A 26,559-nucleotide genomic window follows, 5' to 3' on the forward strand; every position below is an offset into this window, starting at 1 on the left:
CTCAGAGCCGGGGCGCGGCCTCGACCGGGGTGAGCTCCTCGTCCATCGCGCTGACGAACACGTGCTGGGCCACGCCGAGCGGCAGCACCTCGCCGTCCAGGCTCACCGAGCCGTTGGTCAGCCGGGCGACGGCCACCGCGCCGGGGCGCAGGCCCTGCTCGGCCAGCACGCGCATCAGCTCGGTGTCCTCCTGGAGCTGCTCGCTGATCCGCTTGATCTCCACGCGGCGCCCCTCGGGGGTGGCGGTGGTCGACAGCAGCGTCAGCGCGTCGAGCACGGCGGAGGTCTCGCCACCGAGCGCGTCCAGGCCGGGGATCGGGTTCCCGAACGGCGAGACCGTCGGGTTGCCGAGCAGGGCGAGCAGCTTGCGCTCCACCGCCTCGCTCATGACGTGCTCCCAGCGGCACGCCTCCTCGTGGACGTCGGCGTAGTCCAGGCCGATCACGTCCACGAGCAGGCACTCGGCCAGCCGGTGCTTGCGCATGACCGCCGTGGCCAGCGCCCGGCCCTGCTCCGACAGCTGCAGGTGCCGGTCGCCCTCCACGGTCAGCAGACCGTCGCGCTCCATGCGCGCCACGGTCTGGCTCACCGTCGGGCCGCTCTGGTGCAGCCGTTCGGCGATCCGCGCGCGCAGGGGGACGATCCCCTCTTCCTCGAGCTCGAAGATCGTCCGGAGGTACATCTCGGTGGTGTCGATGAGGTCGTTCACTGGTCTCCTCCGTGTCGGTGCCCATCGTACGGGGACGGCGGTCCCACCCCGGGTCGTCTCGCGGGTGGTGGACACCACCGGCCGGACGGGGCACCCGGCGGTAGCGTCGGGCGGTCGGACCGGGCAGCGGCGCACGGTCGGGCGCAGAGGCGAGGAGGGCCCGTGAGCGACTCGGTCGCCGTCGTGTGGGACGACGCGCTGCTCGGCTACACGATGGGCGGGGACCACCCGCTGCACCCCGTCCGCCTGGACCTCACCGTGCGGCTGGCCGACTCCCTCGGCGTCCTGGCCGGCGACCGGGTCGAGGTGCTGAAGCCGACGCCGGCCGACGTCGACCTGCTGACGCTGGTGCACGACCCGGCCTACCTCGAGGCGGTGCGCCGCGCGCCGGCCGACCCGACCGTCGGCCACGGGCTGGGCACCGCGGACAACCCGATCTTCGAGGGGATGTACGACGCCGCGGCGCTGATCACCGGCGGCAGCGTGCTCGCCGCCCAGCAGGTGCACGCCGGCCGCGCCCAGCACGCGGTCAACATCTCCGGCGGGCTGCACCACGCCATGCGCAACAGCGCCTCGGGGTTCTGCGTCTTCAACGACGCGGCGATCGCCATCGCCTGGCTGCTGGAGCAGGGCTACGAGCGGATCGCCTACGTCGACCTCGACGTGCACCACGGCGACGGCGTGCAGGCCGCCTTCTACGAGGACCCGCGGGTGCTGACGGTGAGCATCCACCAGACGCCGCTCACCCTGTTCCCGGGCACCGGCTTCCCCGAGGAGACCGGCGACGCCGACAAGGCCATGGGCAGCGCGGTCAACCTGGCGCTGCCCAACGGCACCGACGACTCCGCGTGGCTGCGGGCGTTCTGGGCCGTCGTCCCCAGCGTGCTGCGGGCCTTCCGGCCGCAGATCCTGGTGACCCAGTGCGGCTGCGACGCCCACCACGAGGACCCTCTGGCCGACCTCGGCCTCACCGTCGACGGCCAGCGCGCCAGCTACCGGGCGGTGCACGACCTGGCGCACGAGATCTGCGACGGCCGGTGGATCGCCCTCGGCGGCGGCGGGTACGGGCTGGTGCGGTGCGTGCCCCGGGCCTGGACCCACCTGATCGCCGAGGCGGCCGGCGCCCGGCTGGACCCGGCCACCGAGATCCCGCAGAGCTGGCGGGACGACGTCGTCGCCCGGGGGCTGCGCGCCCGGCCACCCACGCACATGACCGAGGGCGGCTACACCGGCTTCGCCCACTGGGACCCGTTCACCGAGACCCGCGTGGACCGCGCCATCCTGCGGACCCGCCGGGCCTCCTTCCCCTACTTCGGACTCGACCCGGATGACCCCCGTGATTGACGAAGGCGCCCCCTCCCAGCCGACCGGTACCGCCCCTGCCGCCGTCGAGGAGGTGCCTGCGCCGCCGCCGCACTGGGAGGCCGACGTCATCGCCGCCGACGGCGGCACCGTGCACCTGCGCCCGATCTGCCCCGAGGACGACGAGGGCCTGGTCGGGCTGATGGAGCGCAGCTCCGACCAGACCCGCTACTACCGGTTCTTCGGGCCGATGAAGCGGCTGTCGGAGCGCGACCTGCACCGGTTCACCCACGTCGACCACGACAACCGGGTGGCCTTCGTGCTCCTGCTCGGCGGCCAGCTGATCGGCGTCGGCCGCTACGACCGGTACCCCGGCACCGACGACGCCGAGGTCGCCTTCCTCATCGAGGACGCCCACCAGGGCCGCGGCCTGGGCTCGGTGCTGCTCGAGCACCTGGCCGCCGCCGCCCGGGAGCGGGGCATCGCCCGCTTCGTCGCCGAGGTGCTGGCGCAGAACAACCGGATGGTGCGCGTCTTCCTCGACGCCGGGTACACCCCGACCCGCTCCTACGAGGACGGCGTGGTCCACCTGACCTTCCCGATCGCGCCGACCGAGACCGCGCTCGCGGTCACCTACGAACGCGAGCAGCGCAGCGAGTCGCGGTCGATCGCGCGGCTGCTCACGCCGTCGTCGGTCGCGGTGGTCGGCGCCAGCAACGACGAGCACAAGATCGGCCACGCGGTGCTGCGGCACCTGCTCGACTACGGCTTCGCCGGGCCGATCTACCCGGTGAACCCGGGCACCCGGCACGTCCGCGGGGTGCCGGCCTACGCCAGCATCGAGGCGATCCCCGACGACGTCGACCTCGCGGTGATCGCGGTGCCGGCCGAGGAGGTCGCCGGCGTGGTCGAGGCCTGCCGCCGCAAGCGGGTGCGCGGGCTGGTGGTCATCTCCGGGGGCTTCGGCGAGGCCGGTGACGACGGCCGCGCCCGGCAGCGCGAGCTGGTCGCCGCCGCCCGGGCCTCCGGCATGCGGGTGGTCGGGCCCAACTGCCTGGGCGTGGTCAACACCGACCCGGCGGTGCGGCTGAACGCCAGCCTGGCGCCGAAGATCCCCGGCCGCGGCCGGGTCGGCTTCTTCGCCCAGTCCGGCGCGCTCGGGGTGGCCCTGCTGGAGCGGGCCCGGGGCCGCAACATCGGGCTGTCCACCTTCGTCTCCGCCGGCAACCGCGCCGACGTCAGCGGCAACGACCTCCTGCAGTACTGGGCCACCGACCCCGGCACCGAGGTCGTGCTGCTGCACCTGGAGAGCTTCGGCAACCCGCGCAAGTTCGCCCGGCTGGCCCGCAGCGTCGGGCGCACCAAGCCGGTGGTCGCGGTGAAGAGCGGCCGGCACGTGCGCATGACCGCGGGCCTGGCCGGCACCTCGGTGGCGGTGCCCGAGCAGTCGGTGGCGGCGCTGTTCGCCTCCGCCGGCGTCATCCGGGTCGAGACCCTCGCCCAGCTGTTCGACGTCGGCACGCTGCTGGCCCACCAGCCGCTGCCGGCCGGCGACCGGGTCGGCGTCGTCGGCAACTCCACGGCCATGGGCGTGCTGGTCACCGACGCGGTCCTGGAGCAGGGCCTGCAGCTGGCGCACGAGGGGCCGGTCGACATCGGCGTCGACGGCAGCGCGGAGCAGTTCCGCGCCGCGCTGCAGGAGGTGCTCGACGACGAGGCGGTCGACAGCGTCGTGGCGGTGTTCCTGCCGCCGCTGTCGCGCAACGCCGAGGACTACGGCCGCGCGCTGCTCGAGGTCGCCCGCGACTCGGCCAAGCCCGTGGTCGCCACCTTCCTCTCCACCGAGGGCATCCCGCCCGAGCTGGCGGTGCCCGGGGAGGACGGCACGCCCGCCCGCGGCTCGGTGCCGTCGTACTCGACGCCGGAGCGGGCGGTCATCGCCCTGGCCAAGGTGACCGAGTACGCCCGCTGGCGGCGGCGGCCGGTGGGCGAGCTGCCGGAGCTCCCCGACGTCGACGAGGCCGGCGCCCGCGCGCTGGTCCAGCGGGTGCTCGCCGAGCAGCCGCGGGGCCGCGACCTCACCGACGAGGAGTTCATCCAGCTGCTGCGGGCCTACGGCGTCCCGATGCTCGGCACCCGCACGGTCACCAGCGCCGAGGAGGCCGCGGCCGCGGCCGACGCGATCGGCTATCCGGTGGTGCTCAAGTCCACCGCGCCCTGGCTGCGCGGCCGCACCGACCTGGGCGGCGTGCGCATGGACCTCGTGGACGCCGCGGCGGTGCGGTCGGCGTTCCGCGCCATCCCGGCCGGCGATCCGGTGATCGTGCAGGAGATGGCCGCGCCCGGGGTGTCGACGGTCGTGGAGATCGTCGACGACCCGTCGTTCGGCGCGCTGGTCAGCTTCGGCGTCGGCGGGGTGGCCACCGACCTGCTCGGCGACCGCGCCTACCGCACCCTGCCGCTGACCGACCTGGACGCCGCCGAGCTGGTGCGTGCCCCGCGGGCGTGGCCGCTGCTCAACGGCTACCGCGGCTCCGAGCCGGTCGACGTCGCGGCGCTGGAGGACCTCCTGCTCCGCGTCGCCCGGATGGCCGACGACCTGCCCGAGGTGCTGGGCCTGACCCTGGAGCCGGTCATCGTCGGCCCCGCCCGGCCCTGGCACGGCGGCCGCTCGCTGGTGGTCGCCGGCGGCCGGGCGCACGTCGGCCAGCCGACCGCCCGCGTCGAACCCGGCCCGCGGCGGATGCGCAGCCCCGTGTGAGCCGCAGGGGCCGTCAGGGCTGCCGGCCGGTGAAGGCCAGCAGCCGGGTCTGCGCGTCGGCGTCCGCGGGCACCGGCACCCGGGGGCCGAAGTGGCCGCTGCTGCGCAGCGCGTCGTCCCAGGCCTCCAGGCCGACGAGGAAGCCGGCGCACTCGTCCTGGTCGAGGCGCTCGTCCTGCCCGGTGGCGCGGGCGAGGTCCCAGGCGTGCACCAGCAGGTCCATCAGCCCGGTCATGGCCACGAGGTCCTCGAGCGGCATCTCGCCGGCCGGGCTGCGGGTCGGGAGCCGCGCGGTCGCCGGGTCGGCCAGGGCGGCGCGGATCGCCCCGTCGGCGGCGTGCCAGGCGCCGGCGGGGTCGTCGTCCACCGACGGGCCGGCCGGCAGGGGCAGCCCGACACTGCCGAGGTAGAGCCCGGGCATCCACTCCACCAGGTGCCGGACGACGTCGCGGGCGACCCACCCGGCGCAGGGCGCGGGGTCGTCCCACCGCCCGGGCGGAACGCCGTCCACCCGCCGGCCGAACTCGTCGGCCAGCCGCTGCCACCGTTGCGCCGTCGTCGGTCCCGTCGCCGTCACGGGGCGCATCCTGCCGCGAACGCCGGGAGCCCGGACACCGATGTGGTGTCCGGGCTCCCGGCTGCTCCCCTCGGGGGAGGGGGATCAGGCGAGGTAGTCGCGCAGGGCGTCGGCGCGCTGCGGGTCGCGCAGCTTGGCCATCGTCTCGCGCTCGATCTGGCGCACCCGCTCGCGGGAGAGCCCGAACTGCTTGCCGATCTGCTCCAGCGTCCGCGGCTGGCCGCCGTCGAGGCCGAAGCGCAGCACGACGACGTCGCGCTCGCGCTCCTCCAGCGTGGACAGCACGTTCCGGACGTCGCCCTTCATCATCTGGAAGGCGACGGCGTCCTCGGCCACGGCGGCGTCGGCGTCCTCGATGAAGTCACCGAGGCGGGACTCCTCGTCGGCACCGACGGTCTGGTCGAGGCTGACCAGGTCGCGGCTGTACTCGAGCAGCTCGGTGATCCGCTCGGGCGTCATGTCCAGCTCGAGGCCGAGCTCCTCGGCGGTGGGCTCGCGCTCCAGCTCCTGGTGGATCCGGCGGCGGGTGCGCACCACCTTGTTGACCTGCTCGGCCAGGTGCACGGGCAGCCGGATCGTGCGGCCGGAGTCGGCCATCGCGCGGGTGATCGCCTGGCGGATCCACCACGTCGCGTAGGTCGAGAACTTGAAGCCCTTGGTGTAGTCGAACTTCTCGACGGCACGGATCAGGCCGACGTTGCCCTCCTGGATCAGGTCCAGGAACGTCATGCCGTGGCCGGTGTAGCGCTTGGCCACCGAGACGACCAGCCGCAGGTTGGCCTCGAGCAGGTGCCGCTTGGCGGCCTTGCCGTCGATCGCCAGGGCCTTGTAGTCGCGCTCGACCGCCGGGGTCAGCTTGCGCTCGGCGAGCAGCCGCTCGGCGTAGAGGCCGGCCTCGATCCGCTTGGCGAGCTCGACCTCCTGCTCGGCGGTCAGCAGGGCGGTCTTGCCGATGGTGTTCAGGTACACGCGCACGAGGTCGGTGGACACCAGGCCGGTGGTGTCGGGCTCGCGGCGCGGCGAGCGGACCTCGAGGGCGTCGTTGGGGGAAGACTGCAGGAGCGTCACGGTCTGTCTTCGTCCTTGCGTGAGGATCCGGATGCCCCACCGGGCAACGGTGGGCGGCGGGACGTCCGGGCGTCTGGGTGAGGGGGCCCCGGGTTCACCGGACAGGCCCCTCGTCTTCTCGTCCGTGTGGTACGCCCTGTCCAACGGCGGCCACGGGGCCGCTGTTCCACGGGAGGCCGGTTCCCAGCAAACCCACAGGACGTGTGTTGTGTCACCCCGGACTACCCGCCCGTGACGCGAGGTAGACCTCAGATCTCCAGCAGCAGCGTCATCGGGCCGTCGTTCACCGAGGACACGCACATCGCCGCGCCGAACACGCCGGTGGCCACCTCGAGGCCCCGCCGGCGCAGCTCGGCGACCACCTCGTCGACCAGGGGCTCGGCCACCTCGCCGGGCGCGGCGTCCTGCCAGGACGGGCGGCGGCCCTTGCGGGTGTCGGCGTAGAGCGTGAACTGGCTGACCACCAGCACCGGCCGCCCGAGGTCGGCCACCGAGACGGCGCCGTCCTCCCCGGGCAGGATCCGCAGCTCGGCGATCTTGCGGGCCATCGCCCGCGCGCGGGCGGCGTCGTCCTCCCGGCCCACCCCGACCAGGGCGAGCAGCCCGGCACCGATCTCGCCGACCACCGCGCCGTCCACGGTCACGGCGGCGGAGGTCACCCTGCTCACGACGGCGCGCACCGGGCCATCCTCGCCCGCGCCCCCGGGGCGCGGTTCAGGCGGCCGGGCCGGTCGCCGCTGCCGCCGCGTCGTAGCCGTAGATCCAGCCGTTGGCCACCAGCGGGTCGGCAGCCGCCAGCGCGGCGTCCCGGGCCTGCTGCTCCGGCCCGTCCGGCAGGTGGTTGACCTCGGCGCGGCCGTGGCTGAGCTGCTGCAGGCGGGTGGTGCGCTCGATCCGCAGGGCCTCGTAGCGTCGCAGCGCGCGGGCCGGCGCCGCGGGCTCGGCGGCCAGGCAGCCGGCCAGCACGGCGGCGTCCTCGATCGACTGGGCGGCGCCCTGGGCGAAGAAGGGGAACATCGGGTGGGCGGCGTCGCCGAGCAGGGTGAGCGGCCCGGCGCTCCAGGACGGCAGGGGCGCACGGTCGAGCAGCGCCCAGCGGCCGGGGGTGCCGGCGGCGCGGATGAGCGCCGTGAGGCGGTCGTCCCAGCCGGCGAACTCGGCGAGGAACTCGGCCACCGTCGCGGTGGCGCTCCAGGACTCGACGGTGTCCTCCCCGGCGGGGGCGAACGCCACGAGGTTGACCGCCGCCCCGGCGGAGATCGGGTAGTGCACGAGGTGCCGGCCGGGGCCGATCCACAGCGTCTGGGCCCGGCGCCGGGAGAACTCCGGCGCCTCGGCCGCCGGCACCGTGGCCCGGAAGGCGCACATGCCCGAGAAGGTCGCGGGGGACGGCGTCGTGACCGCGCCGCGGACCGTGGAGTGCACGCCGTCCGCGCCGATCACGACGTCGGCCTCGGCGGCCGTCCCGTCGGCGAAGCGGAGCACCGCGCCGTCGCCCCGGACCTCGACGGCGGTGCAGCGCGCGCCGAGCCGGATCGACTCCGGCGGCACCGCCGACCGGACCGCGTCGAGCAGGTCGGCCCGGTGGCTGGCGTAGGTGTGCTCGCCGTAGAGGCGCTCGCACGAGCCGGCGAGGTCCTCGGCGGAGAGCACCCGGCCGTCGGCCCACCGGCGGAACTCCCAGCCGACGTCCAGCCGGACGGCGCGCCGCAGGAACCGCTCCATCACCCCGAGCCGCCGCAGCAGCCGGGCGGCGTTGGGGGCGACCACCAGCCCCGCGCCGACCTCGCCCAGCGCGGGGGCCTGCTCGTACACCGTGCTGGGCAGCCCGGCGGCGCGGAGGAAGCCGGCCGCGGCCAGGCCGCCGATCCCGCCGCCGACGACGGCGATCCGGGGGAGTGAGGTCGCGTCCGGGGGCACCGCAGCATCGTGGGGTTCGGCTGCAGGGCTGCGGAATAGGGTTGTCCATCCAACGGACAGCGGCCGAGGGAGCCACCGCGTGCCCAGGACGAGCGAGCCCGGCCGGAGCGTGAGCTCCCGCCTGCTGGCGGTGCTGTTCGCCTTCCGGTCCGGGCGCAGCCGCCTCTCGATCGCCGACCTGACGCGGCACACCGGCCTGCCGCACGCCACGGTGCACCGGCTGGTGCGCGAGCTGCTGGCGGCCGGTGCCCTGGAGCGCGCGGCCGACGGGAGCCTCACGGTCGGGCTGCGCCTCTGGGAGCTCGGCACGCGGGCTCCGCTGAGCGTGCCGCTGCGGACCCTCGCGCTGCCCTTCCTCGAGGACCTCTACGCGGCGCTGCAGCAGCACGTGCAGCTGGCGGTGCTGGAGGGCCGCGAGGCGGTCGTCGTCGAACGGCTGTCGGCGGCGGGCGCGGTCGGCGTCGCCTCCGAGGTCGGCGGGCGGCTCCCGCTGCACAGCTCCGGGGTCGGCAAGGTGCTGCTGGCGCACGCCGGCGAGGACCTGCTGGACGACGTGCTCGCCGCCGGCCTCCCGCGGTACACCCCGGCCACGCTGACCGACGGGGCCGCGCTGCGCCGCCAGCTGGCGGAGTGCCGGCGGACCGGCACGGCGACCGTGCGCGGGGAGATGACCGCCGGCGTGGACTCGGTGGCCACCCGGATCGTGGACGCCGAGGGCCGGGTGGTCGCGGCGCTGTCGGTGGTCGTCCGGGCCGGCTCGGTGGAGCTCGCGACGGCCACGCCGTCCCTGATGGCCAGCGCGCTCGGCATCTCCCGCCGGCTGGGCTGGGTCCCCGGCACCGGCGTCCGGTCCGCGCCGGCGCGCTGACGGCGGCCGGCCGTCAGCCGGCGGGCTGGTCCAGCTCGCGGGCGGCGGCGGCCAGCAGCGCCTCGCGGACCCGGTCGAGCGTGGGGGAGCGCAGCCGCCACTGCTGCCAGTACAGGACGACGTGCTCCGCGGCACCCGGGTCCAGCTCGACCAGCGGCGCGCTCGCCGTCCGGGCCTGCTGGTCGGGGACCATGCCCCAGCCCAGGCCGAGGCCGACCGCGGCGACGAAGTCCGCCGAGGCCGGGACGAGGTGGATCGGCGGCGCGGCGCCGTCGCCGGCCCGGGCGCGCAGCCAGCGGTGCTGCAGGTCGTCCTCCCGGTCGAAGACGACGACCGGCGCGCGGGCCAGCGCCCCGGGCGTGGGGCCGTCGGGGAACCACTGCCGGGCGAAGGCGGGGGCGGCCATCGGCCGGTAGCGCATGCCGCCCAGGCGGGTGGCGCTGCAGCCGGGCACGGGGTCGGCGTCTGACGTCACCGCGGCCATGACCGTGCCCGCCCGCAGCAGCGCGCTGGTGTGCGCCTGGTCCGCGCGGTGCAGGTCGAGGCAGACCTCGCCGGCCAGCGGCGCCAGCGCGGGCAGCGCCCAGGTGGCCATCGAGTCGGCGTTGACCGCGATCGGCAGCGTGGGCACCACCCCGGGCGCCGGGGCCTCCCCGAGCTCGCGGGCGACGTCGGCGGTGAGCAGGTCGATCTGCCGCGCCAGTCGCAGCACCGCCTGCCCGGACCCGGTGACCTGCACCGGCTTGCTGCGCACGAGCAGGATCCGGCCGGTCGCGACCTCGAGCGCCCGCAGCCGCTGGCTGATCGCCGAGGGGGTGACGTGCAGGGCCCGCGCGGCGGCCTCGAGCGTGCCCGCCCGCACGGTGGCGTCCAGCGCCCGCAGCTGGGCGAGGTCCCATTCCATGAAGCGATGCTAATGAGGCATCAGGATCATGAGCTGGACTGCACGTCCGGGGCTTCCTACCGTCGTCGGCGTGCTCACCACCCCCGCCCTGCTCGCCGCCGTCTCCGGGCTGGCGCTGGGGCTGGGTCTCATCGTCGCCATCGGCGCGCAGAACGCCTTCGTGCTCCGGCAGGGGCTGCGCGTCGAGCACGTCGCCGCCGTGGTGGCGGTGTGCGCGCTGTCCGACATCGTGCTGATCGGCGCGGGCGTGCTGGGCGCCGGCGCGGTGCTCTCCCGGGTGCCGTGGCTGGTGCCGGCGGTGTGCTTCGCCGGGGCGGCGTTCCTCCTCTGCTACGGGCTGCTCGCCGCCCGGCGGGCGCTGCGGCCCGGCGCGCTGCTGCCCGACTCGGCCGGCGCCCGGACCGGTCTCGCCGTCACGGTCGGCACCTGCCTGGCGCTGACCTGGCTCAATCCGCACGTGTACCTGGACACCGTGGTGCTGCTGGGCTCGATGGCCTCGACGCACGGCGAGCACCGCTGGGCGTTCGCCGCCGGAGCCGGCGTCGGCAGCCTGCTGTGGTTCACCGGCCTCGGTTTCGGTGCCCGCCTGCTGCGGCCGGTGTTCGCCCGCCCGGCGGCCTGGCGGGTGCTCGACGCGGCGATCGCCGTGGTCATGACCGCGCTCGCGGTCTCGCTGGCCGTCCGCGGCTTCTCGGGCGCGTGACCGTGCCCATCCACTCCCTGGAGGACCTGTGATCGACGTCGAGCTCCCGCCCGGCCCCGCCGGGACCGCGCTCGCCCGCGGTGTCGCGGCGTGCCTGGCATCGGTCCTCGAGGTGCCCGTGACCGACCTGCCGCAGCCGGCCGGCGACCTCGCGCAGGCGCTGGGCACCTGGCGGAGCTGGCTGGCCGAGCACGGCTCGGGGCTGGTGCCCATCGACGACCCCGTGCGCTTCCAGTGGGCCGGGTGGTGGATCGCGGTCGTGGAGCAGCCGCCGGGGCCGGCCGCCGTCCTGGCCTTCGGCACCCCGCCGGGCGTCGTCCTCAGCCCGCAGGAGCCCGCGCTGCTCGGCCGGGCCACCGCGGACCTGCCGATCGGGGCCGCCTTCGCCGTCGCCTCGCTGGACCCGGTGCTGCGCCGCGGGGCGGCGGACGGGGCCCTGAGCGGCACCGTCGCCGGGCTCGCCGTCGCGCCGGCCGCGGAGGCGCCGATGCAGCTGCTGGAGGCCGTGCGGGCCCGCGCGGGCCAGGGGCTCGACGGCGACCGCTACGCCGCCGGCGCCGGCACCTTCAGCCCGCGGGCCGGCCGGCGGCCCGGCTACGACCTGACCCTCATGGCCGCCGAGGTGCTCGACGGGATGGCGGCCGCCGGGCAGGCGCTGGACTTCCCCGGCACCCGGCGCAACGTCCTCACCCGCGGCGTCGACCTGAACGCGCTGGTCGGCCGGCGCTTCCGCATCGGGGACGTGCTGTGCGAGGGGCGCCGGCTCTGCGAGCCCTGCGTGCATCTCGACCGGCTCAGCGGGCCCGGCGTCCTCCGCCCGCTCATCCACCGCGGCGGGCTGCGCGCCGACGTCCTCTCCGACGGGGAGATCCGGCTGGGCGCGCCGCTCCGGACGGTCTGACCGGCGCGGCTACCGGCCCGGCTCGGCGCCCGACCAGGCGGCCCGGAGCAGCCCGGCGACGGCCTCGCGCGTGACCGGCCGGGGGTTGGCGTACGGGCTGGCCACCGCTGCCTCCGCGATCCGGTCGACGTCGTCCTCGGCCATCCCCAGCTCCCGCAGGGAGCGGGGGGCGCCGAGGCGGCCGGCCAGCTCCCACAGGGCCCGGGCCGGGTCGTCGGCGCCGCCGAGGGCCCGCGACAGCGCGGCCACGGCCTGGGGAGCGGCGGCGGCGTTGTACGCGAGGGCGTGGGGGAGGACGACGGTGTGGGTGGGGGCGTGCGGCAGGTCGAGGGTGCCGCCGAGGGCGTGGCACAGCTTGTGGTGCAGGCCCATGGTCGTGGCGCCGAGCACCGCGCCGCACAGCCAGGCGCCGTACTGGGCCTCGCCGCGGGCGTCCAGGTCGGTGGGGTCGGCGACGACGGCGGGCAGCGCGGCGGCCAGGGCCCGGGTGCCCTCCTCGGCCATGAGCGAGACGATCGGGCTGGCGTCGGGGGCGTAGAGGCCCTCGACGGCGTGCGCGATGGCGTTCATGCCGCTGGTCACCGTCATCTGCGCGGGCAGGGTGAGGGTGAGCTGCGGGTCGTAGAGGACGCTGACCGGCAGCACCCGCCGATCGCGGCCGGTGCGCTTGGCGCCGCCCTCGGTCAGCCCCCAGACCGGGGTCATCTCCGATCCGGCGTAGGTGGTCGGGACGGCGATCACCGGCAGCCCGTGCTCGAGCGCGATGGCCTTGCCCAGGCCGACGGCCGAGCCGCCGCCGACGGCCACGCAGCCGTCGGCCCCGAGGTCGGCGGCCATCTGCCGCGCCCGGTGCGCGACCTCGACCGGCACGTGCATGCGGGCCTCGGGCAGCACCCCGGCGGCGCGGTCGCCCAGGGCGTCGGCCACCTGCCGGCCGGTGTCGGCCTGCTCCGGGGAGCACAGCACCAGCACGCGGGTGAGCCCGAGGGCGGCGACCTCCTCGGGCAGCGCGGCCAGCGACCCGGGCCCGAACCGGACCCGCATGGGCAGCGCGCTGTAGGTGAACTCCCGGCTCACGCCGGGGCTCCGCGGACGATCGTCGGCTGCACCTCGGCGGGCTGCGCCGCCGGCGGCGCCTGGTCCTCGCGCAGCAGCACCAGGTCGAAGGTCAGGGTGCGGAACGGGTTGGCCAGCCCGACCTCGGCGGCGCGGACCGGGTCGTCGACGGTGCCGACCTCGCGGATCAGGCTCTCCTTGACCCCGAATACGGCGTCGGAGTCCAGATAGGGGGAGTCGGCGACGAACACGTGCGTGGTCACCGGCCGGTAGCCGGGAGCGGTGACGATGAAGTGCAGGTGCGCCGGGCGGTTGGGGTGCCGCCCGGTCGCGGCCAGCAACTGGCCGACCGGGCCGTCGTCGGGGATCGGGTAGTAGCGCGGCACCACCGAGCGGAACCAGAACCGGCCCTGCTCGTCGGCGGTGAACAGCCCGCGCAGGTTGCCCGGCGGCTGGACGTCGGGCTGCTGGACGTCGTAGAAGCCGTCCTCGTTGGTCTGCCAGACGTCCACGGTCGCCCCGGCCAGCGGCTCGCCGTCCGGCCCGGTCACCTGACCCGACACCAGGCACGGGGTGCCCTTGCGGTCGAGGTTGATGTCGTCGCCCAGCTGCCGGGGCGGGGACTCCACCATGTGGAACGGTCCGAGCACGGTCGACTCGGTCGAGGTGCCGCCGGTGCGGTGGTTGATCGTCTCCACCAGCATCGACACCCCGAGGACGTCGGACAGCAGGATGAACTCCTGGCGCACCTCGTCGCTCATGTGCCCGGTGTGGGTGAGGAAGTCGATGGCGAACGCCCACTCCTCCTCGGTCAGCTCCACGTCCTTGACGAACGCGTGCAGGTGCCGCACCAGCGACGTCAGCACCTCCCGCAGCCGCGGATCCGGCGTCCCCGCGAAGCTGGCCGCGACCACCTCCGCCGACCGCTCCTCGCTGAACAGCTCCCGCGTGCCCTCGTCGACGTCCACGTCCCGATCCTCCTCCCGAGTCCACCCCGTGACAGCGGACGGGGTCCGGTTCCGGACGCCCGCCGTCCCTCCGCGCCTCTAGGCTCCCGCCCGTGACCAGCGCGTCGGCCTCGGAGCAGCGGCTGCAGGACCTCGTGCGGTTGCGGCGCGTGCGCGACCGGATCGACCGGGAGTACGCCGAGCCGCTGGACGTCGAGGCGCTCGCGCGGGGCGTGCACATGTCGGCCGGGCACCTCAGCCGGGCCTTCCGCCGGGCCTACGGCGAGTCGCCGTACCAGTACCTCATGACTCGGCGCATCGAGCGGGCGATGACGCTGCTGCGCCGCGGCGACCTGAGCGTCACCGAGGTCTGCTTCGCCGTCGGCTACGGGTCGCTGGGCACCTTCAGCAACCGGTTCACCGAGCTGGTGGGCATGGCGCCGGGCGCGTACCGGCGGGCGGCGCACGACGGGGCGGGCATCCCGCCGTGCCTGGCCAAGCAGGTCACCCGACCGGTCAGGAATCGAGAAGTACCGGGGACGGCGCCGTCGCTAGCGTCCCCGGCATGACCGTGATCATCCACTACACCTTCCTGCCGCACACCGACGCCGAGGCGTCCCTGGCCTTCTACCGCGACGTGCTCGGCTTCGAGGTCCGCAAGGACGTCGGCTACGGCGACATGCGCTGGATCACCGTCGGCCCGCCCGACCAGCCGGACACCTCGATCGTCCTTCACCCGCCGGCCGCCGATCCCACCATCACCGACGACGAGCGCCGGACCATCCTGGAGCTGATCGCCAAGGGCAACTTCGCCGCGGTCACCCTGGCCAGCGACGACCTCGACGGGCTGTTCGCCAGGCTCGAGGCCGGCGGCGCCGAGGTGCTGCAGGAGCCCATGGACCAGGACTACGGCGTGCGCGACTGCGCCTTCCGCGACCCCGCCGGCAACCTGATCCGCGTCAACCAGCTCGTCTGAGCCGGTCGGCGACCGAAGAGTTCCCATGGCCCTGTCGCTCGACGTCGTCGGTCTCCCCGTTCCCGACGTGGACGCCGCCTGCGTCTTCTACCGGAGCGCGTTCTCCTTTCCCGTCCGGGAGGCCGCCGGGAGCATCCGGCTGGACCTCCGGGGCGCCGGGCAGCTGGAGCTGCAGCCCGCCGACGGACCGGCGACCGCCGGTGCCGGCGGCCGCGTCCTGAACCTCGTCGTCGCCCAGCCCAGCGAGGTCGAGGCGCTCGTGGCCGCCGCCGCCCGGCACGGCGCGACGGTCCTCAAGCCGGCGAAGAAGGGCTTCTTCGGCGGCTTCACCGCGGTGGTGCGGGCACCCGACGGCACGGTGTGGAAGCTGGCGGCACCCACGAAGAAGGACACCGGCCCGGCCGCCGACCCGCCGGTGCCGACCGAGGTCGTGACCATCCTCGGGGTGGCCCGGCCGAAGGTCTCCGCGGCGTTCTACACGGCCCTGGGCATGACCGTCGACCGGGACTACGGCACCACGTTCGTCGACTTCCGCTTCCGGCCCGGCAGCGTGCGGCTGGGCCTCATGCCGGGCCGTGAGCTGGCGAAGGACGCCGGCACCGACCTCGGGGACGCCGGGTCCGCGCCGCTGGTCTGCCGGGCCGGATCGGCCGACGAGGTCGACGCGCTCCTGGCGGCGGTCGCACCCGCCGGGGGCCGGATCGTCGCCCCGGCGGCGGAGCTGCCGGCCGGCGGGCACGGCGGGCGGTTCACCGATCCCGACGGATTCCCGTGGTCGGTCGCCAGCGGGTGACCGGGCGGACCCGCGCCCCGGCGCGTGGGGAGTCCTCCGACCCTGGACACCCGGCGCGCCCGGACGTACCCCTGCCCCGCGGCGCCGACGGCGCCCCCGGACACGCCCGCTGAGCACGCCGGGACGTCCGCGTCGAGGGCGCCGCTGCCGCCAGGTCGCCGGCCTGGCGGCTCCCCGGCCGGGTGCCGCAGGGGGCCCGGCCCGCACAGGAAGGCGCAGCCCATGACCCGCAAGATGATCGACTGCCGCACCATCCCCAGCGACATCGCCTGCTCGCTCACCATCGCCGGCGAGGAGGACGACGTCCTCGACGCGGCGGTCGTGCACGCCGCCGACAAGCACGGGCACGAGAAGACGCCGGAACTGCGGGAGATGCTCCGGGGCGCCCTGGTGGACGCCGAGCCGGCGCTCGCCTGAGCCCTCCCGGGCGCGGCCCCGTCCGCTGCCCGCGGACGGGGCCGCGACGCGGTCAGCCCAGCCCGAGCCGGGCGATCGGCTCGACGAGTTCGCGCTCCTCGTAGCCGAGGTGGGAGAGCAGGCTGTCGCTGAGCAGGTCGACCGCGGCGCGCAGCCCGGCCATGCCGTCGGGGGCGGCGACGAAGGCGACCAGCGCGCGGTCGACGCCCTCGAGGACGTCGTGGATGGCGCGGTGCTCCTGCTCGAGCCGGTCGATGACCGGGGTCAGCCGCGGATCGGCGTTGCGCAGGTGGGGGAACAGGGACCTGTCCTCGAGGGTGTGGTGGGTGGTGACGATCCGGCAGTAGGACTCGCAGTAGGTGCCCAGCGTCCACTTGTTCTGCCGCATGGTCATCGTGCTGATGTGCGAGCGCGCCGTGCCGACGTCCATCCCGCCGGCGGCGACCTGCTCGACGAGGTCGTGGATCTGCGCGAGCTCGGCGCGCAACCCGTCGTGCACGTCGATCAGGTGCTGGCCGCCGGCCTGCTCGTGCGCGGTGTAGGTGCGCCCGGGATCGGGTGCGGGCCCGGTGGGGCGGGTCGACTCCTCCCACACCTGCCGGGTGCTGCGGCGGGTGCCGTCGTCGGGGGTGGGGACGACGGCGAAGGGCCCGCGGGGGACGGCCGGCCGCGGCGCCGCCGGGGTCGCGCGTGCCGGGGCCGGCGCGGGCGAGCGCTCGGCGGCCACCAGCTCGCGGACCGCCGGGGCCACCTCGCCGGCGAAGCGGCGCAGGTCGTCGGGGTCGTCGCTGCCCAGGATGAAGGTGCCGATCCCGTCGCGCAGCGCCAGGTCGGCGAGCTCCTCGGCCCACTGCTCGGCCGGCCCGTGCAGCGGTCCGCGGCCGACGGGGTCGAACCGGCCGGTGACGTTGAGCAGCCGGCGGATCTGCGACGGCGACCGCCCGGCCTCCTGCGCCGCCTCGTCGATGCGCGCGTTGCCCGCAGCCAGGTCGCCCGGCTGCAGGTAGCCCAGCGACGGCAGCCAGCCGTCCGCGCGGCGACCGGTCAGCGCCAGCATGCGGGGCTTGTAGGCGCCCAGCCAGATGCCGACGTCGTGGGCCGGCGCCGGGCCGCGCTTGGCGCCGACGACCCGGTAGTGCTCGCCGTCGACGCGGACGCCGCCGCGCGCCTCGGCGTCCCAGGTCTGACGGATGACCTCGATGGCCTCCTCCAGCGCCCGCACCCCCTGACCGCCGCTGAGCCGCCGCCCGCCCATGGCCTCGATCGCGTCCCAGAACGCACCGGCACCCAGGCCGAGCTCGACCCGGCCGCCGCTGAGCAGGTCCAGGCCGGCCACGCTGCGGGCCAGCACCGCCGGCGGGCGCAGCGGCAGGTTGATGACGTTCGCCGACAGGTGCACCGTGCTGGTGCGCGCCGCGACGAAGCTCAGCAACGTCCAGGTGTCGAGGAAGCCCGGCTGGTACGGGTGGTCCTGGAACGTCACCAGGTCCAGCCCGACCTGCTCGGACAGCACGGCCAGGCCGACCGTGCGCGCCGGGTCGGCGCTCGCCGGCGTGATGAAGGACCCGAACTCCAGCCGGTGGCCGTAGCGGGTCGTCGCCGTCCCCTCCTCGGGATGCCTGCTCATCGGATCTCCTCGATCGGCCTACCGTGCCGGCCACGACAACCGCGGCCCGCTCGATGTTATGCCGGACAGAAGATCTCCGATGGAGAACGTCTATGGCGCAGAGCTATCCTCGACGCATGGCGACGGAACCTGCCGAGGCTGCACAGCTGGACCACGACCTGGGGTGGATGCTCGGCGCCCTGTTCCGCTCCTACGTGAGGGCCGCCGAGTCCACGCTGCGGGACCTCCCCGGCGGGCCGCGCGGCTACCAGGTCCTCACTGCCGCCATCGGGGAGCCGCCCCGCAACCAGGGTGCGATCGCCGAGGAACTGGGGATCGACCGCACCGTGCTCACCTACCTGATCGACGACCTCGAGCGGCTCGACCTGGTGGTCCGCCGTCCCGACCCCGCCGACCGCCGCAGCCGGCTCGTCGTCGCCACCGACACCGGACGTGCGGAGTGGCAGCAGCGCCGTCAGGCCCTCGACCACGTGGAGACGCACCTCCTCGGCCCGCTTCCTCCGGCGCGCGCCGCGACGTTCCGGACCCTGCTCCAGGAGCTGGCCTGCGCGGCGCAGGCCCTCGATCCCCTCGACGACCTGTGCGAGGCGGCGCGGCACGTGCTGCCGGCCGAGGAGCCGCCGGCCGCACCGCCGACGGCATCCCACAGGCGACGGCGGGGCTGAGCGCGGCGGGACCGCCCGGCTGCCTGGTCAGTAGGGGGCGACCGCGGGAACGTCGGGCACCGAGGGGTCCAGCCGGTGGGCCGCGCGCTGCCCGCGGGCGGCCAGCGGCACCAGGCCGGTGGCGCCGCCGAGACCGAAGTCGGCCGGCATGTTGACGTAGACGGTCTCCTGGCGTTCCAGGACGTAGGTCTCGTGGAAGATGCCGACGTCGCCGTTGTCCCGGACTCGCCGGTTGAACTCCCGCCAGGCAGGGAGGTGGGCGTGGTCGCGGGCGCGGGCGTAGCGGTCGAGGTCCTCGGCGCTGCGCCAGTACTGGACGGTCAGCACCGTGCGCCCGCTGACGTAGGTGCGGGCGGCGAGCAGGCCGAGGTCGGGATGCGCGGCCAGCTCCCGCAGCATCCGGGGCATCGCCGTGGCGACCGGCAGCCACTGCCGGATCTTCCCCGGCCGGTTGATCCGCATGCCGATGAGGAAGACGACCGTTCCGGGCGGTGCGTCGGCGGTCATCCGGCCGGCGAGGGCTGTCCTGCTCATCGGGCTTCTCCTGTCGTGGCGCCTGGGGTGCCACGCATGTGGACACCGGCAACATGGACACTCCAGCACGGGTGGTGGACACTGTCAACATGGTCGAAGGTCCCAGCGCCGCACGCCGCTACCACCACGGCAACCTGCGGGCCGCGCTGATCGACACCGCCGTCGACCAGGCCCGCGCCGGCGGCGCCGACGCCGTCGTGCTGCGCGACGCCGCCCGCCGCACCGGGGTCTCGCACAACGCCGCCTACCGGCACTTCGTCGACCGCGACGACCTGCTCGCGGAGGTCTCCGTGCGGGCCATGGCCGAGCTGGAGCAGCGGATGCGCGACCGGCTGGCCGACCTCCCCGACGACGACCGCGGTGCGCCGGCGTGCGCGCGGCTGCGGGCGGTGGGCCGGGAGTACGTGCACTTCGCGCTCGCCGAGCCCGGGCTGTTCGCCACCGCCTTCGCCTGCGCCCGGCCGGAGGACGGCGCACCGGGGCAGGGCCCCTACGGCGTGCTCTCCACCGTGCTCGACGAGCTGGTCGCGACCGGTGTGCTCCCCGCCGAGCGACGTCCCGGCGCCGACGTCACCTGCTGGGCGGCGGTGCACGGATTCGCCCTGCTCTGCCTGCAGGGGCCCCTGCAGGGCCTGCCGGAGCAGGAGCGGGAGGCGCAGCTGGACGGGCTGCTCGAGCGGGTGGCGCGCGGGCTCTGAGGGCCGCCCCGCCGCAGGTGATCGCACCCGGACCGGGGTAGGGCACCATCTCGGGCGTGCCGAGCCTCCGCCTCACCCAGGACCCCGCTGCCGACGAGCTGCTCGGCCGTGACCCGCTCGCGCTCCTGCTGGGGATGCTGTTCGACCAGCAGTTCCCCATGGAGCGCGCGTTCGCCGGGCCCCGGCTGCTCGCCGACCGGATGGGCGTGGACACCCTGTCCGCCGCCGACCTGGCCGACGCCGACCCCGAGCAGGTGGCCGCCTGGTTCCAGGGACCACCGGCCGTGCACCGCTACCCCGGGTCGATGGCCGCCCGCGCCCAGGCGCTGTGCCGGCTGCTGGTCGAGCGCTACGACGGCCGCGCCGAGGCGCTGTGGGCCGACGCCCCCGACGGCCGCACCCTGCTGAAGCGGGTCGGGGAGCTCCCGGGCTTCGGCGCGCAGAAGGCGAAGATCTTCGTGGCGCTGCTCGGCAAGCAGTACGGCATCACGCCGCCGGGCTGGCGCGAGGCGGCGGGGGAGTACGGCGAGGAGGGCTCCCGGCGCTCGGTCGCCGACATCACCGGCCCCGAGTCGCTGGCCGAGGTGCGGGCCACCAAGCAGGCGGTCAAGCAGGCCGCGAAGCAGGCGAAGGCGGCCGCGGCCGGGGCCTGAGCGCGGCACCGGGAGGTGGCTGCACCGGGCCCGATCCGGTGGCACGATGGTCGGCGGAGCCGGGGGCTCCAGGAGCCGGGCCCGAACCCGAGTGCCGACACCTGCCACCTCCCCCGACCGGTCCAGGGAAGGGCGCTCGTGGCCTCCAGCCAGCAGTCCGCACGCTCCCGGCGAGCAGAGCCGGTCCTCATCACCGAGGCGGCACCGAGCCTCGTCGACCAGCACGCGGCCCGGAAGAAGCGGTACGTCATCACGATGGCGGTGCGCGCCGTGAGCCTCGTGCTGGCCGCGGCCTTCTACCAGATCCTCTGGCTGGCGATCATCTTCGCGGTGCTCGGCACCGTGCTGCCGTGGGTCGCGGTGGTCATGGCCAACGACCGGCCGCCGAAGAAGAAGCTCGACCCGAACCGCTACGTCAGCCCGCCGGCCGACCGCGTGCTCGAGAACCCCTCCGCGGGCGGCCGCGTCATCGACCACTGACCTCCTGGTCGGCGCGCATGTGGTGCCGCCCCCTCGGCAGCATCAGCGGCGCGCCCGAGGTCGGGTCGACCACGACCCGGCTCTCCAGGCCGAAGACGGCGCGCACGCAGTCCTCGGTCAGCACCTCGGCCGGCGCGCCCGCCGCGTGGATCCGGCCGTCGACCAGCGCGACCAGGTGGTCGGCGTAGCGGGCGGCCAGGTTCAGGTCGTGCAGGACCATGACGATCGTCGTCCCGCGGGTGCGGTTGAGGTCGGTCAGCAGGTCCAGCACCTCGACCTGGTGGGCGACGTCGAGGAACGTCGTCGGCTCGTCGAGCAGCAGCAGGTCGGTCTGCTGGGCCAGGGCCATCGCGATCCACACCCGCTGCCGCTGCCCGCCGGAGAGCTCGTCCACGGGGCGGTCGGCCAGCTCGGCGGTCCGGGTCGCCTCCAGGGCGGCGGCCACCGCGACGTCGTCCTCGGTGCGCCAGCGGGTGAAGACGCCCTGGTGCGGATGCCGCCCGCGGCCGACGAGGTCGGCCACCGTGATGCCCTCCGGCGCGATCGGCGACTGCGGCAGCAGGCCGAGGGTGCGGGCCAGCTCCTTGGCCGGCATCCGGTGCACCGCCTTGCCGTCGAGCAGCACCTGGCCGCGGCGGGGCGCCAGCAGCCGGCTCATCGACCGCAGCAGCGTGGACTTGCCGCAGGCGTTGGCGCCGACGATGGCGGTCACCCGGCCGGCCGGCACCACCAGGTCGAGGCCGTCGATCACAGTTCGCTCGCCGTAGGCCAGCGTCAGCTGCTCGGCCGTGAGGGAGTGGGTGGCGGTCATGGTGTGCCTCGTTCCCTCGCGTGCGGCGGAGCCGCTGGGCCGGCAGAGCCGGTCATAGTGAGCCTCCGGCCCGGTTGGTGCGGACGATCAGGTAGATCAGGTACGGCGCGCCGAGCACCCCGGTGACGACGCCCACCGGGAAGCGGGTGCCGAGGGCGAACTGGCCGGCGAGGTCGGCGACGAGCACGAGCAGCGCCCCCACCAGCGCGGCGGGCACCAGCAGCGAGCCGTTGGGCCCCACGATCCTCGCCGCGATCGGCCCCGCGAGGAAGGACACGAACGCGATGGGCCCGCAGGCGGCCGTCGCGAACGCGATCAGGCCGACGGCCGCGACGATCGCCACCACCCGCGTGCGCTCGACCCGGGTGCCCAGCGCCGAGGCGGTGTCGTCGCCCAGCTGCAGCGCGGAGAGGTCCCGGGTGCGGGCCAGCAGCACCGGGCCGAGCACGACCAGCGCGACCAGGGCCGGGACGGTTCCCGCCCAGGTGGTGCCGTTGAGGCTGCCGGTCAGCCAGCGCAGGGCCTCGGCGTAGTCCCAGGCGCCGGCCTTGGACAGCACGTAGTTGGTGGCGCTCGTGGACATCGCGGCGACGCCGATGCCGATCAGGATGAGCCGGGTGCCGGCGACGCCCCCCGTGAAGGCCAGCCCGTAGATCAGCAGCGCGACGCCCAGCGCCGCGACGATCGCGGTGAGCGAGACGGCCGTGCCGGTCCAGCCGAGGACGACGATCGCGAACGCCGCCGCCGCGCTCGCGCCGGTGCTGATGCCGATCACGTCGGGGCTGGCCAGCGGGTTGCGCAGCATCGTCTGGAAGGTGACGCCGGCCAGGCCGAAGCTCAGCCCCGCCACCACCGCGAGCACCGCCCGGGGCAGCCGCAGCCGCCCGACGGTGAACGAGGCGCCCGGCACCTGCTCGCCGAGCACGACCCGCAGCACGTCGCCGGGCGGGTAGAAGGTGCGCCCGACCATGAGGGTGACGGCGAAGGTCGCGACGACCAGGACGGCGAGCAGCACGATCACGGCCCGCCGCCGCGTGGCGCGGCGGTGCCGGGCGCGCGCGACCGCCTCGACGGTCGCGGCGGCCGGTGCGAGGACGGCGGTCACAGCTCCCGCACCTTCTGCCGGCGGACGATGGCGATGAACACCGGGGCGCCGATCAGCGCGGTGACGATGCCGACGTCCAGCTCCTCCGGGCGGGCCAGGATGCGGCCGAGCACGTCGGAGGCGGTCAGCAGGCAGGCGCCGGCGAGGGCGGAGAACGGCAGCAGCCAGCGGTGGTCGACGCCGACCAGCAGCCGGCACAGGTGGGGGACGATCAGCCCGACGAACCAGATGGGCCCGGCCACCGCGGTGGCCGCACCGCACAGCAGCACCGATCCCGCGGCGGCCAGCCCGCGGGCCAGCGCGACGCGCTCGCCGAGGCCCGCCGCGAGCTCGTCCCCGAGGGCCAGGGAGTTCAGGCTGCGGGCCGACAGCAGGCTGATGGCCAGGCCGGCCAGCAGGAACGGCAGCACCGGCGTGATGTTTGCGAACGTCGCCCCGCCCACGCCGCCGACCTGCCACGACTGGACGCTCTCGGAGATGTCGCCGCGCGGCAGCGCGATCGCGGTGACGAACGACGTCAGGGCCGCCGACGTCGCCGCCCCGGCCAGCGCCAGCTTCAGCGGGGTGGCCCCGCCGCGGCCCAGCGACCCGACGGCGTAGACGAACACCGCGGCCAGCGCGGCGCCGGCGATCGCCGTCCAGATCCGGCTGGTCGCCGAGAACAGGCCGAACCAGGCGATGCCCGCGACCACGGCGAGCGAGGCGCCCATGTTGATGCCGAGCACGCCGGGGTCGGCCAGCGGGTTGCGGGTCACGCCCTGCATGACCGCGCCGGACAGGCCCAGCGCCGCGCCGACGAGGACGGCGAGCACGGTGCGGGGGATGCGCTTGGTGACCGCCGCCTCGTCGATGCCGTCGGAGGAGCCGCCGAGCGCGGCGAGGATGTCGGACCAGCCGACGTTCCGCGAGCCGATGGCCACCGAGGCGACCACGAGCAGCACCAGGACGGCGACGACGACCAGCAGCCAGGCGAACCGGAGCGACCCCGGGCGCCGCGCAGGGGCGGCACCCGGGGTCGTCGGGGTCGTGTCGACCGACGTCACGGGGAGGTGGTCACGCCGTCTTGTCGGCGGCCTCGGCGAGCAGGGCGAGGTAGTCGTCGAGGACCCAGCCGATGGCCAGCGGCGTCGGGTTGGCGGCGGTGCCCAGCGGGGTGTCGGGCAGCAGCACGATCGACCCGTTCTGGACGGCCGGGATCTGCGACAGCAGCGGGTCGGCGTTCAGGGCGGCGACCAGCTCCTGGTCGCCGTAGGTCACGATGATGTCGACGTCGTCGAACACGTCGACCTGCTCGGCGCTGACCGAACCGTTGAACACGCCGGGTTCGGAGGCGGCCGTCACGCTCTCCGGGGTGGTGAGGCCGAGGTCCTCGAAGAAGGCCGCGCGGGTGTCGAACGGGGTGTAGAAGCTGACCTCGCTGAGGTCGGTGGTGTCCACGTGGGTCATGAACATCGTCCGCTTGCCCTCGAGCTGCGGGTACTCCGCGGCGGCGTCGGCGATCTCCTGCTCGATGCTCGCGACGAGCTCCTCGCCCTCCTCGGCCATGCCCATGCCGGCGGCGTTGATCTCGATCATCTCGCGCCACGGCGTCGACCACGGCGCCTCGGGGTAGGCGATGACGGGCGCGATCTCGGAGAGGGTCTCGTAGTCCTCCTCGGTCAGACCCGAGTAGCCGGCGAGGATGACGTCGGGCTCGGTGTCGGCGACCGCCTCGAAGTCGATGCCGTCGGTCTCGTCGAACAGCACCGGGGTCTCGCCGCCGAGCTCCTCGAGCTTCTCGGAGACCCAGGGCAGCATGCCGTCGCCGTCGTCGTCACCGAAGTTGGCCGCCGCCATGCCGACGGGCACGACGCCGAGGGCCAGCGGCACCTCGTGGTTGGCCCAGTTCACCGTGGCGACGCGCTCGGGGGTGCCCTCGATGGTGGTCGTGCCGAACGCGTGCTCGACGGTGATCGTGTCCGAGCCGCCGGAGGCGGTGCCGGAGCCGCCGTCCCCGTCGTCGGCCGCGGAGGAGGAGCAGGCGGCGAGGCCGCCGGCGAGCAGGGTGGCGGTGGCGAGCGTGGCCAGTCGCGAAGTGCGGCGCATGGTGTCCTTCCGGTCGGAGGTGGGGCGCCTCGGTCGGTGCGCCGCAGTCGGCTGCCCTCGCACGTGGCTGCGCTGCCCGACTATGTGAGGGTTGCCTTACCGAACTTAGGGTGTCCTTCGCCGATCGCAGATCACGATGTGGTCACGGTTGATCGTCACCGCGCGCCGGGACGGGCGACCACGGCGGCGGCCACCGCCATGCCGGCGTCCAGCAGCCGGGCGGGGTCGCCGTCGCCCGCGGCCAGCCACTCGGCGAGCAGGCCGGCGGTGAACGCGTCGCCGGCGCCGGTGGTGTCGACGACCCGGGCCGGCGGGGCCGGCCGGTGCACCAGCCGGTCGCCCGCGCACCACAGCGCGCCCTCGGCGCCGAGGGTGACCGCCACCGCCGGGTGCCGGGCGGCCAGCGAGCGGGCGGCGTCGCCCGGGTCGGCGCAGCCGGTGAGCAGCCGGGCCTCGTCCTCGTTGGGCAGCAGCAGCGTCACGCCGACGGTGTCGGCCAGCCAGCGGTCGACGCCGTAGGCGGCCAGCGGCCCGGTCGAGGCCGGGTCCAGCGAGGTGGTCGCCCCGGCGGCCGCCGCCGCGGCGAGGGCGGCCAGGCCGGCGGGCCGCGGCCGCGGGTCGAGCAGGGTGTAGCCCGACAGGTGCAGGTGCGCCCCGGCGGGGATCTCCGGCACGTCGGCCGGGAGGAGGGCCAGGTTGGCCCCGCGGTCGGCCAGCATGCTGCGCTGCCCGCCGGGCTCGACGAGGCTCACGATCGTGCCGGTGACCGCGCCGGGCACCGTCCGGACGGCGAACGCGACCCGCGCCCGCTCGAGCTCGGCCAGCCGGGCGTCCGCCGCGGCGTCGTCCCCGGCGCAGCCGGCGAACGTCACCGGCACGCCGAGCCGGCCCAGGTGCACCGCGACGTTGGCGCCGGCCCCGCCGCCGCGCATCCGGACCTGCGCCGGGCGGTCGGAGCCGGGCGCCGGATCGCCGGACAGCACGGCGACGACGTCGGTGGCGAGGTCGCCGACGACGAGGACCGGGCGCACGTCGCTCAGCGGGTTAGCGCGACGAGCTCGGCGGCGATCCGCCCGGCCAGCTCGGCGTTGCGCAGCACCAGGCGCACGTTGACCTCCAGGGTGGCGCCGTCGCTGGCCCGGTGCAGGTGGTCGAGGACGAAGGGGGTGACCGCCTTGCCGCGCACCCCGGCGGCGCCGGCGGCGGCCAGCGCGTCGGCGATGACGCGGTCGTGCAGGGCCGGATCGAGCTGGTCCTCGGCCGGCAGCGGGTTGGCCACGACGACCGCGCCGGGCGCCACGCCGCGGCGGGCGGCCAGCACGGCGGCGGCCTGCGCCGGGGTCTCGACCGACCAGTCCAGCGGCGAGCCGGAGTCGGCGACGTAGAAGCCGGGGAAGGCGCGGGTGCGGTAGCCGACCACGGTCACCGACAGGCTCTCCAGCCGCTCCAGCGTGGCCGGGACGTCGAGGATCGACTTCACCCCGGCGCAGACGACGGCCAGCGTCGTCCGGGACAGGGCGGTCAGGTCGGCGGACTCGTCGAAGGTCTCGGCCGACTCCCGGTGCACGCCGCCGAGCCCGCCGGTGGCGAAGACCCCGATCCCGGCGGCCTGGGCCAGCAGCGCGGTACTGGAGACGGTGGTGGCCCCGGACAGGCCGAGCGCGGCGGCGACCGGCAGGTCGCGGACGCCGAGCTTGGCCAGGTCGGGATCGGCGCAGACGCGGTCGACCTGCTCGGCGGTGAGCCCCACGTGCGGCACCCCGTCGAGGACGGCGATCGTCGCCGGCACGGCGCCGCCCGCGCGGACGGCGTCCTCCACGCGGTCGGCGGCCGCGCGGTTGTCCGGGCGCGGCAGGCCGTGGGCCAGCAGCGTGCTCTCGAGGGCGACGACGGGCGCCCCGGCGGCGAGCGCGTCGGCGACCTCGGGGGAGAGGGTCAGCGGGGCGGGGCGGGGAGCGGGCACCCTGCCATCATGGTGGGCGGGGTGGCCGCGCCCGGG

29 protein-coding genes are annotated in these 26,559 nt (G+C 75.5%); 13 read left to right on the top strand and 16 right to left on the bottom strand.

The genetic code is table 11. The features are described from left to right. Position 1: 1 nt before the first annotated feature. Entirely contained in the window at positions 2-709 is a 708-nt protein-coding gene (locus ACI79R_RS18705; RefSeq protein ID WP_456575164.1) for a metal-dependent transcriptional regulator, read from the bottom strand. Positions 710-871: 162 nt separating this feature from the next. Between ACI79R_RS18705 and ACI79R_RS18710 the strand changes: the two genes are divergently transcribed. Together ACI79R_RS18710 and ACI79R_RS18715 are read left to right on the top strand one after the other, a co-directional pair. After that, complete coding sequence (locus ACI79R_RS18710) at positions 872-2,053, top strand: acetoin utilization protein AcuC (RefSeq protein ID WP_456575165.1); 1,182 nt, start codon at positions 872-874, stop codon at positions 2,051-2,053. Next, the gene (locus ACI79R_RS18715) at positions 2,046-4,772 is read left to right on the top strand and encodes a bifunctional acetate--CoA ligase family protein/GNAT family N-acetyltransferase (protein WP_456575166.1); all 2,727 of its coding nucleotides are present in this window, start codon (positions 2,046-2,048) and stop codon (positions 4,770-4,772) included. Before ACI79R_RS18710 ends, ACI79R_RS18715 begins: the two co-directional genes overlap by 8 nt. Positions 4,773-4,785: 13 nt before the next feature. Here the strand turns inward: ACI79R_RS18715 and ACI79R_RS18720 are convergent, their stop codons facing one another. The 4 genes from ACI79R_RS18720 to ACI79R_RS18735 all read right to left on the bottom strand — a co-directional run bounded on the left by ACI79R_RS18720 (position 4,786) and on the right by ACI79R_RS18735 (position 8,337). Then, positions 4,786-5,349 carry a TIGR03086 family metal-binding protein gene (locus tag ACI79R_RS18720; RefSeq protein WP_456575167.1) on the bottom strand — a complete coding sequence of 188 codons (564 nt, stop codon included), beginning with the start codon at positions 5,347-5,349 and terminating at the stop codon, positions 4,786-4,788. Positions 5,350-5,433: 84 nt separating this feature from the next. Next, complete coding sequence (gene sigB, locus ACI79R_RS18725; protein WP_456575168.1) at positions 5,434-6,417, bottom strand: RNA polymerase sigma factor SigB; 984 nt, start codon at positions 6,415-6,417, stop codon at positions 5,434-5,436. Positions 6,418-6,665: 248 nt separating this feature from the next. Continuing rightward, complete coding sequence (gene dtd, locus ACI79R_RS18730) at positions 6,666-7,097, bottom strand: D-aminoacyl-tRNA deacylase (protein WP_456575169.1); 432 nt, start codon at positions 7,095-7,097, stop codon at positions 6,666-6,668. A gap of 34 nt (positions 7,098-7,131) precedes the next feature. Continuing rightward, positions 7,132-8,337 carry an FAD-dependent monooxygenase gene (locus ACI79R_RS18735; protein ID WP_456575170.1) on the bottom strand — a complete coding sequence of 402 codons (1,206 nt, stop codon included), beginning with the start codon at positions 8,335-8,337 and terminating at the stop codon, positions 7,132-7,134. 79 nt (positions 8,338-8,416) lie between these two features. Between ACI79R_RS18735 and ACI79R_RS18740 the strand changes: the two genes are divergently transcribed. Continuing rightward, positions 8,417-9,205 (top strand): IclR family transcriptional regulator, encoded by a 789-nt coding sequence (locus tag ACI79R_RS18740; RefSeq protein WP_456575171.1) that lies wholly within the window; start codon positions 8,417-8,419, stop codon positions 9,203-9,205. Between the two features lie 13 nt (positions 9,206-9,218). Here the strand turns inward: ACI79R_RS18740 and ACI79R_RS18745 are convergent, their stop codons facing one another. Continuing rightward, positions 9,219-10,109: a LysR family transcriptional regulator ArgP gene (locus ACI79R_RS18745; RefSeq protein WP_456575172.1), complete on the bottom strand. Its 891-nt coding sequence runs from the start codon at positions 10,107-10,109 to the stop codon at positions 9,219-9,221. A 70-nt stretch (positions 10,110-10,179) separates the two neighbouring features. Between ACI79R_RS18745 and ACI79R_RS18750 the strand changes: the two genes are divergently transcribed. Together ACI79R_RS18750 and ACI79R_RS18755 are read left to right on the top strand one after the other, a co-directional pair. Then, positions 10,180-10,812, top strand: coding sequence for a LysE/ArgO family amino acid transporter (locus tag ACI79R_RS18750; RefSeq protein ID WP_456575173.1), 633 nt, complete (start codon positions 10,180-10,182; stop codon positions 10,810-10,812). Between the two features lie 28 nt (positions 10,813-10,840). Then, complete coding sequence (locus ACI79R_RS18755; protein WP_456575174.1) at positions 10,841-11,713, top strand: MOSC domain-containing protein; 873 nt, start codon at positions 10,841-10,843, stop codon at positions 11,711-11,713. A gap of 9 nt (positions 11,714-11,722) precedes the next feature. Here the strand turns inward: ACI79R_RS18755 and ACI79R_RS18760 are convergent, their stop codons facing one another. Beyond that, entirely contained in the window at positions 11,723-12,790 is a 1,068-nt protein-coding gene (locus ACI79R_RS18760) for a maleylacetate reductase (RefSeq protein WP_456575175.1), read from the bottom strand. After that, entirely contained in the window at positions 12,787-13,737 is a 951-nt protein-coding gene (locus tag ACI79R_RS18765) for an intradiol ring-cleavage dioxygenase (protein WP_456575176.1), read from the bottom strand. The genes ACI79R_RS18760 and ACI79R_RS18765 overlap by 4 nt, the downstream gene beginning before the upstream one ends. 92 nt (positions 13,738-13,829) lie before the next feature. On the opposite strand from ACI79R_RS18765, the gene ACI79R_RS18770 reads away from it, so the two are divergent. The 4 genes from ACI79R_RS18770 to ACI79R_RS18785 all read left to right on the top strand — a co-directional run bounded on the left by ACI79R_RS18770 (position 13,830) and on the right by ACI79R_RS18785 (position 15,902). Further along, on the top strand, positions 13,830-14,285 hold the full coding sequence (locus ACI79R_RS18770) for a helix-turn-helix transcriptional regulator (protein ID WP_456575177.1): 456 nt from the start codon (positions 13,830-13,832) through the stop codon (positions 14,283-14,285). Then, positions 14,282-14,692 (top strand): VOC family protein, encoded by a 411-nt coding sequence (locus tag ACI79R_RS18775; protein WP_456575178.1) that lies wholly within the window; start codon positions 14,282-14,284, stop codon positions 14,690-14,692. The genes ACI79R_RS18770 and ACI79R_RS18775 overlap by 4 nt, the downstream gene beginning before the upstream one ends. Positions 14,693-14,717: 25 nt before the next feature. Next, complete coding sequence (locus ACI79R_RS18780; RefSeq protein ID WP_456575179.1) at positions 14,718-15,485, top strand: VOC family protein; 768 nt, start codon at positions 14,718-14,720, stop codon at positions 15,483-15,485. 222 nt (positions 15,486-15,707) lie between these two features. Beyond that, on the top strand, positions 15,708-15,902 hold the full coding sequence (locus tag ACI79R_RS18785; protein ID WP_456575180.1) for a DUF1059 domain-containing protein: 195 nt from the start codon (positions 15,708-15,710) through the stop codon (positions 15,900-15,902). Positions 15,903-15,954: 52 nt separating this feature from the next. On the opposite strand, the gene ACI79R_RS18790 is transcribed toward ACI79R_RS18785, so the two are convergent. Next, a complete protein-coding gene (locus ACI79R_RS18790) occupies positions 15,955-17,529 on the bottom strand; it encodes an LLM class flavin-dependent oxidoreductase (protein ID WP_456575181.1) in 1,575 nt (524 codons plus the stop codon). A gap of 116 nt (positions 17,530-17,645) precedes the next feature. On the opposite strand from ACI79R_RS18790, the gene ACI79R_RS18795 reads away from it, so the two are divergent. After that, positions 17,646-18,194, top strand: coding sequence for a MarR family winged helix-turn-helix transcriptional regulator (locus ACI79R_RS18795; protein WP_456575182.1), 549 nt, complete (start codon positions 17,646-17,648; stop codon positions 18,192-18,194). A gap of 27 nt (positions 18,195-18,221) precedes the next feature. On the opposite strand, the gene ACI79R_RS18800 is transcribed toward ACI79R_RS18795, so the two are convergent. Further along, a complete protein-coding gene (locus ACI79R_RS18800; protein ID WP_456575183.1) occupies positions 18,222-18,728 on the bottom strand; it encodes a DUF4188 domain-containing protein in 507 nt (168 codons plus the stop codon). 89 nt (positions 18,729-18,817) lie between these two features. On the opposite strand from ACI79R_RS18800, the gene ACI79R_RS18805 reads away from it, so the two are divergent. The 3 genes from ACI79R_RS18805 to ACI79R_RS18815 all read left to right on the top strand — a co-directional run bounded on the left by ACI79R_RS18805 (position 18,818) and on the right by ACI79R_RS18815 (position 20,559). Next, a complete protein-coding gene (locus tag ACI79R_RS18805; RefSeq protein WP_456575184.1) occupies positions 18,818-19,426 on the top strand; it encodes a TetR/AcrR family transcriptional regulator in 609 nt (202 codons plus the stop codon). A gap of 56 nt (positions 19,427-19,482) precedes the next feature. Beyond that, positions 19,483-20,079 carry an HhH-GPD-type base excision DNA repair protein gene (locus tag ACI79R_RS18810; RefSeq protein WP_456575185.1) on the top strand — a complete coding sequence of 199 codons (597 nt, stop codon included), beginning with the start codon at positions 19,483-19,485 and terminating at the stop codon, positions 20,077-20,079. Positions 20,080-20,217: 138 nt separating this feature from the next. Further along, positions 20,218-20,559 (top strand): DUF3099 domain-containing protein, encoded by a 342-nt coding sequence (locus ACI79R_RS18815; RefSeq protein WP_456575186.1) that lies wholly within the window; start codon positions 20,218-20,220, stop codon positions 20,557-20,559. Here the strand turns inward: ACI79R_RS18815 and ACI79R_RS18820 are convergent. The 6 genes from ACI79R_RS18820 to ACI79R_RS18845 all read right to left on the bottom strand — a co-directional run bounded on the left by ACI79R_RS18820 (position 20,546) and on the right by ACI79R_RS18845 (position 26,523). After that, positions 20,546-21,370, bottom strand: a complete 825-nt coding sequence (locus ACI79R_RS18820) for an ABC transporter ATP-binding protein (protein ID WP_456575187.1) — start codon at positions 21,368-21,370, stop codon at positions 20,546-20,548. The genes ACI79R_RS18815 and ACI79R_RS18820 overlap by 14 nt on opposite strands. Before the next feature lie 52 nt (positions 21,371-21,422). Beyond that, entirely contained in the window at positions 21,423-22,475 is a 1,053-nt protein-coding gene (locus tag ACI79R_RS18825; RefSeq protein ID WP_456575188.1) for a FecCD family ABC transporter permease, read from the bottom strand. Continuing rightward, the gene (locus tag ACI79R_RS18830) at positions 22,472-23,518 is read right to left on the bottom strand and encodes a FecCD family ABC transporter permease (protein ID WP_456575189.1); all 1,047 of its coding nucleotides are present in this window, start codon (positions 23,516-23,518) and stop codon (positions 22,472-22,474) included. The genes ACI79R_RS18825 and ACI79R_RS18830 overlap by 4 nt, the downstream gene beginning before the upstream one ends. A 10-nt stretch (positions 23,519-23,528) precedes the next feature. Then, positions 23,529-24,560, bottom strand: coding sequence for an iron-siderophore ABC transporter substrate-binding protein (locus ACI79R_RS18835; RefSeq protein WP_456575190.1), 1,032 nt, complete (start codon positions 24,558-24,560; stop codon positions 23,529-23,531). Positions 24,561-24,715: 155 nt separating this feature from the next. Then, on the bottom strand, positions 24,716-25,591 hold the full coding sequence (locus ACI79R_RS18840; RefSeq protein ID WP_456575191.1) for a carbohydrate kinase family protein: 876 nt from the start codon (positions 25,589-25,591) through the stop codon (positions 24,716-24,718). 5 nt (positions 25,592-25,596) lie between these two features. Further along, positions 25,597-26,523: a pseudouridine-5'-phosphate glycosidase gene (locus ACI79R_RS18845; protein ID WP_456575192.1), complete on the bottom strand. Its 927-nt coding sequence runs from the start codon at positions 26,521-26,523 to the stop codon at positions 25,597-25,599. Between the last annotated feature and the right edge of the window lie 36 nt (positions 26,524-26,559).

Source organism: Blastococcus sp. SYSU D00820, assembly GCF_054050695.1.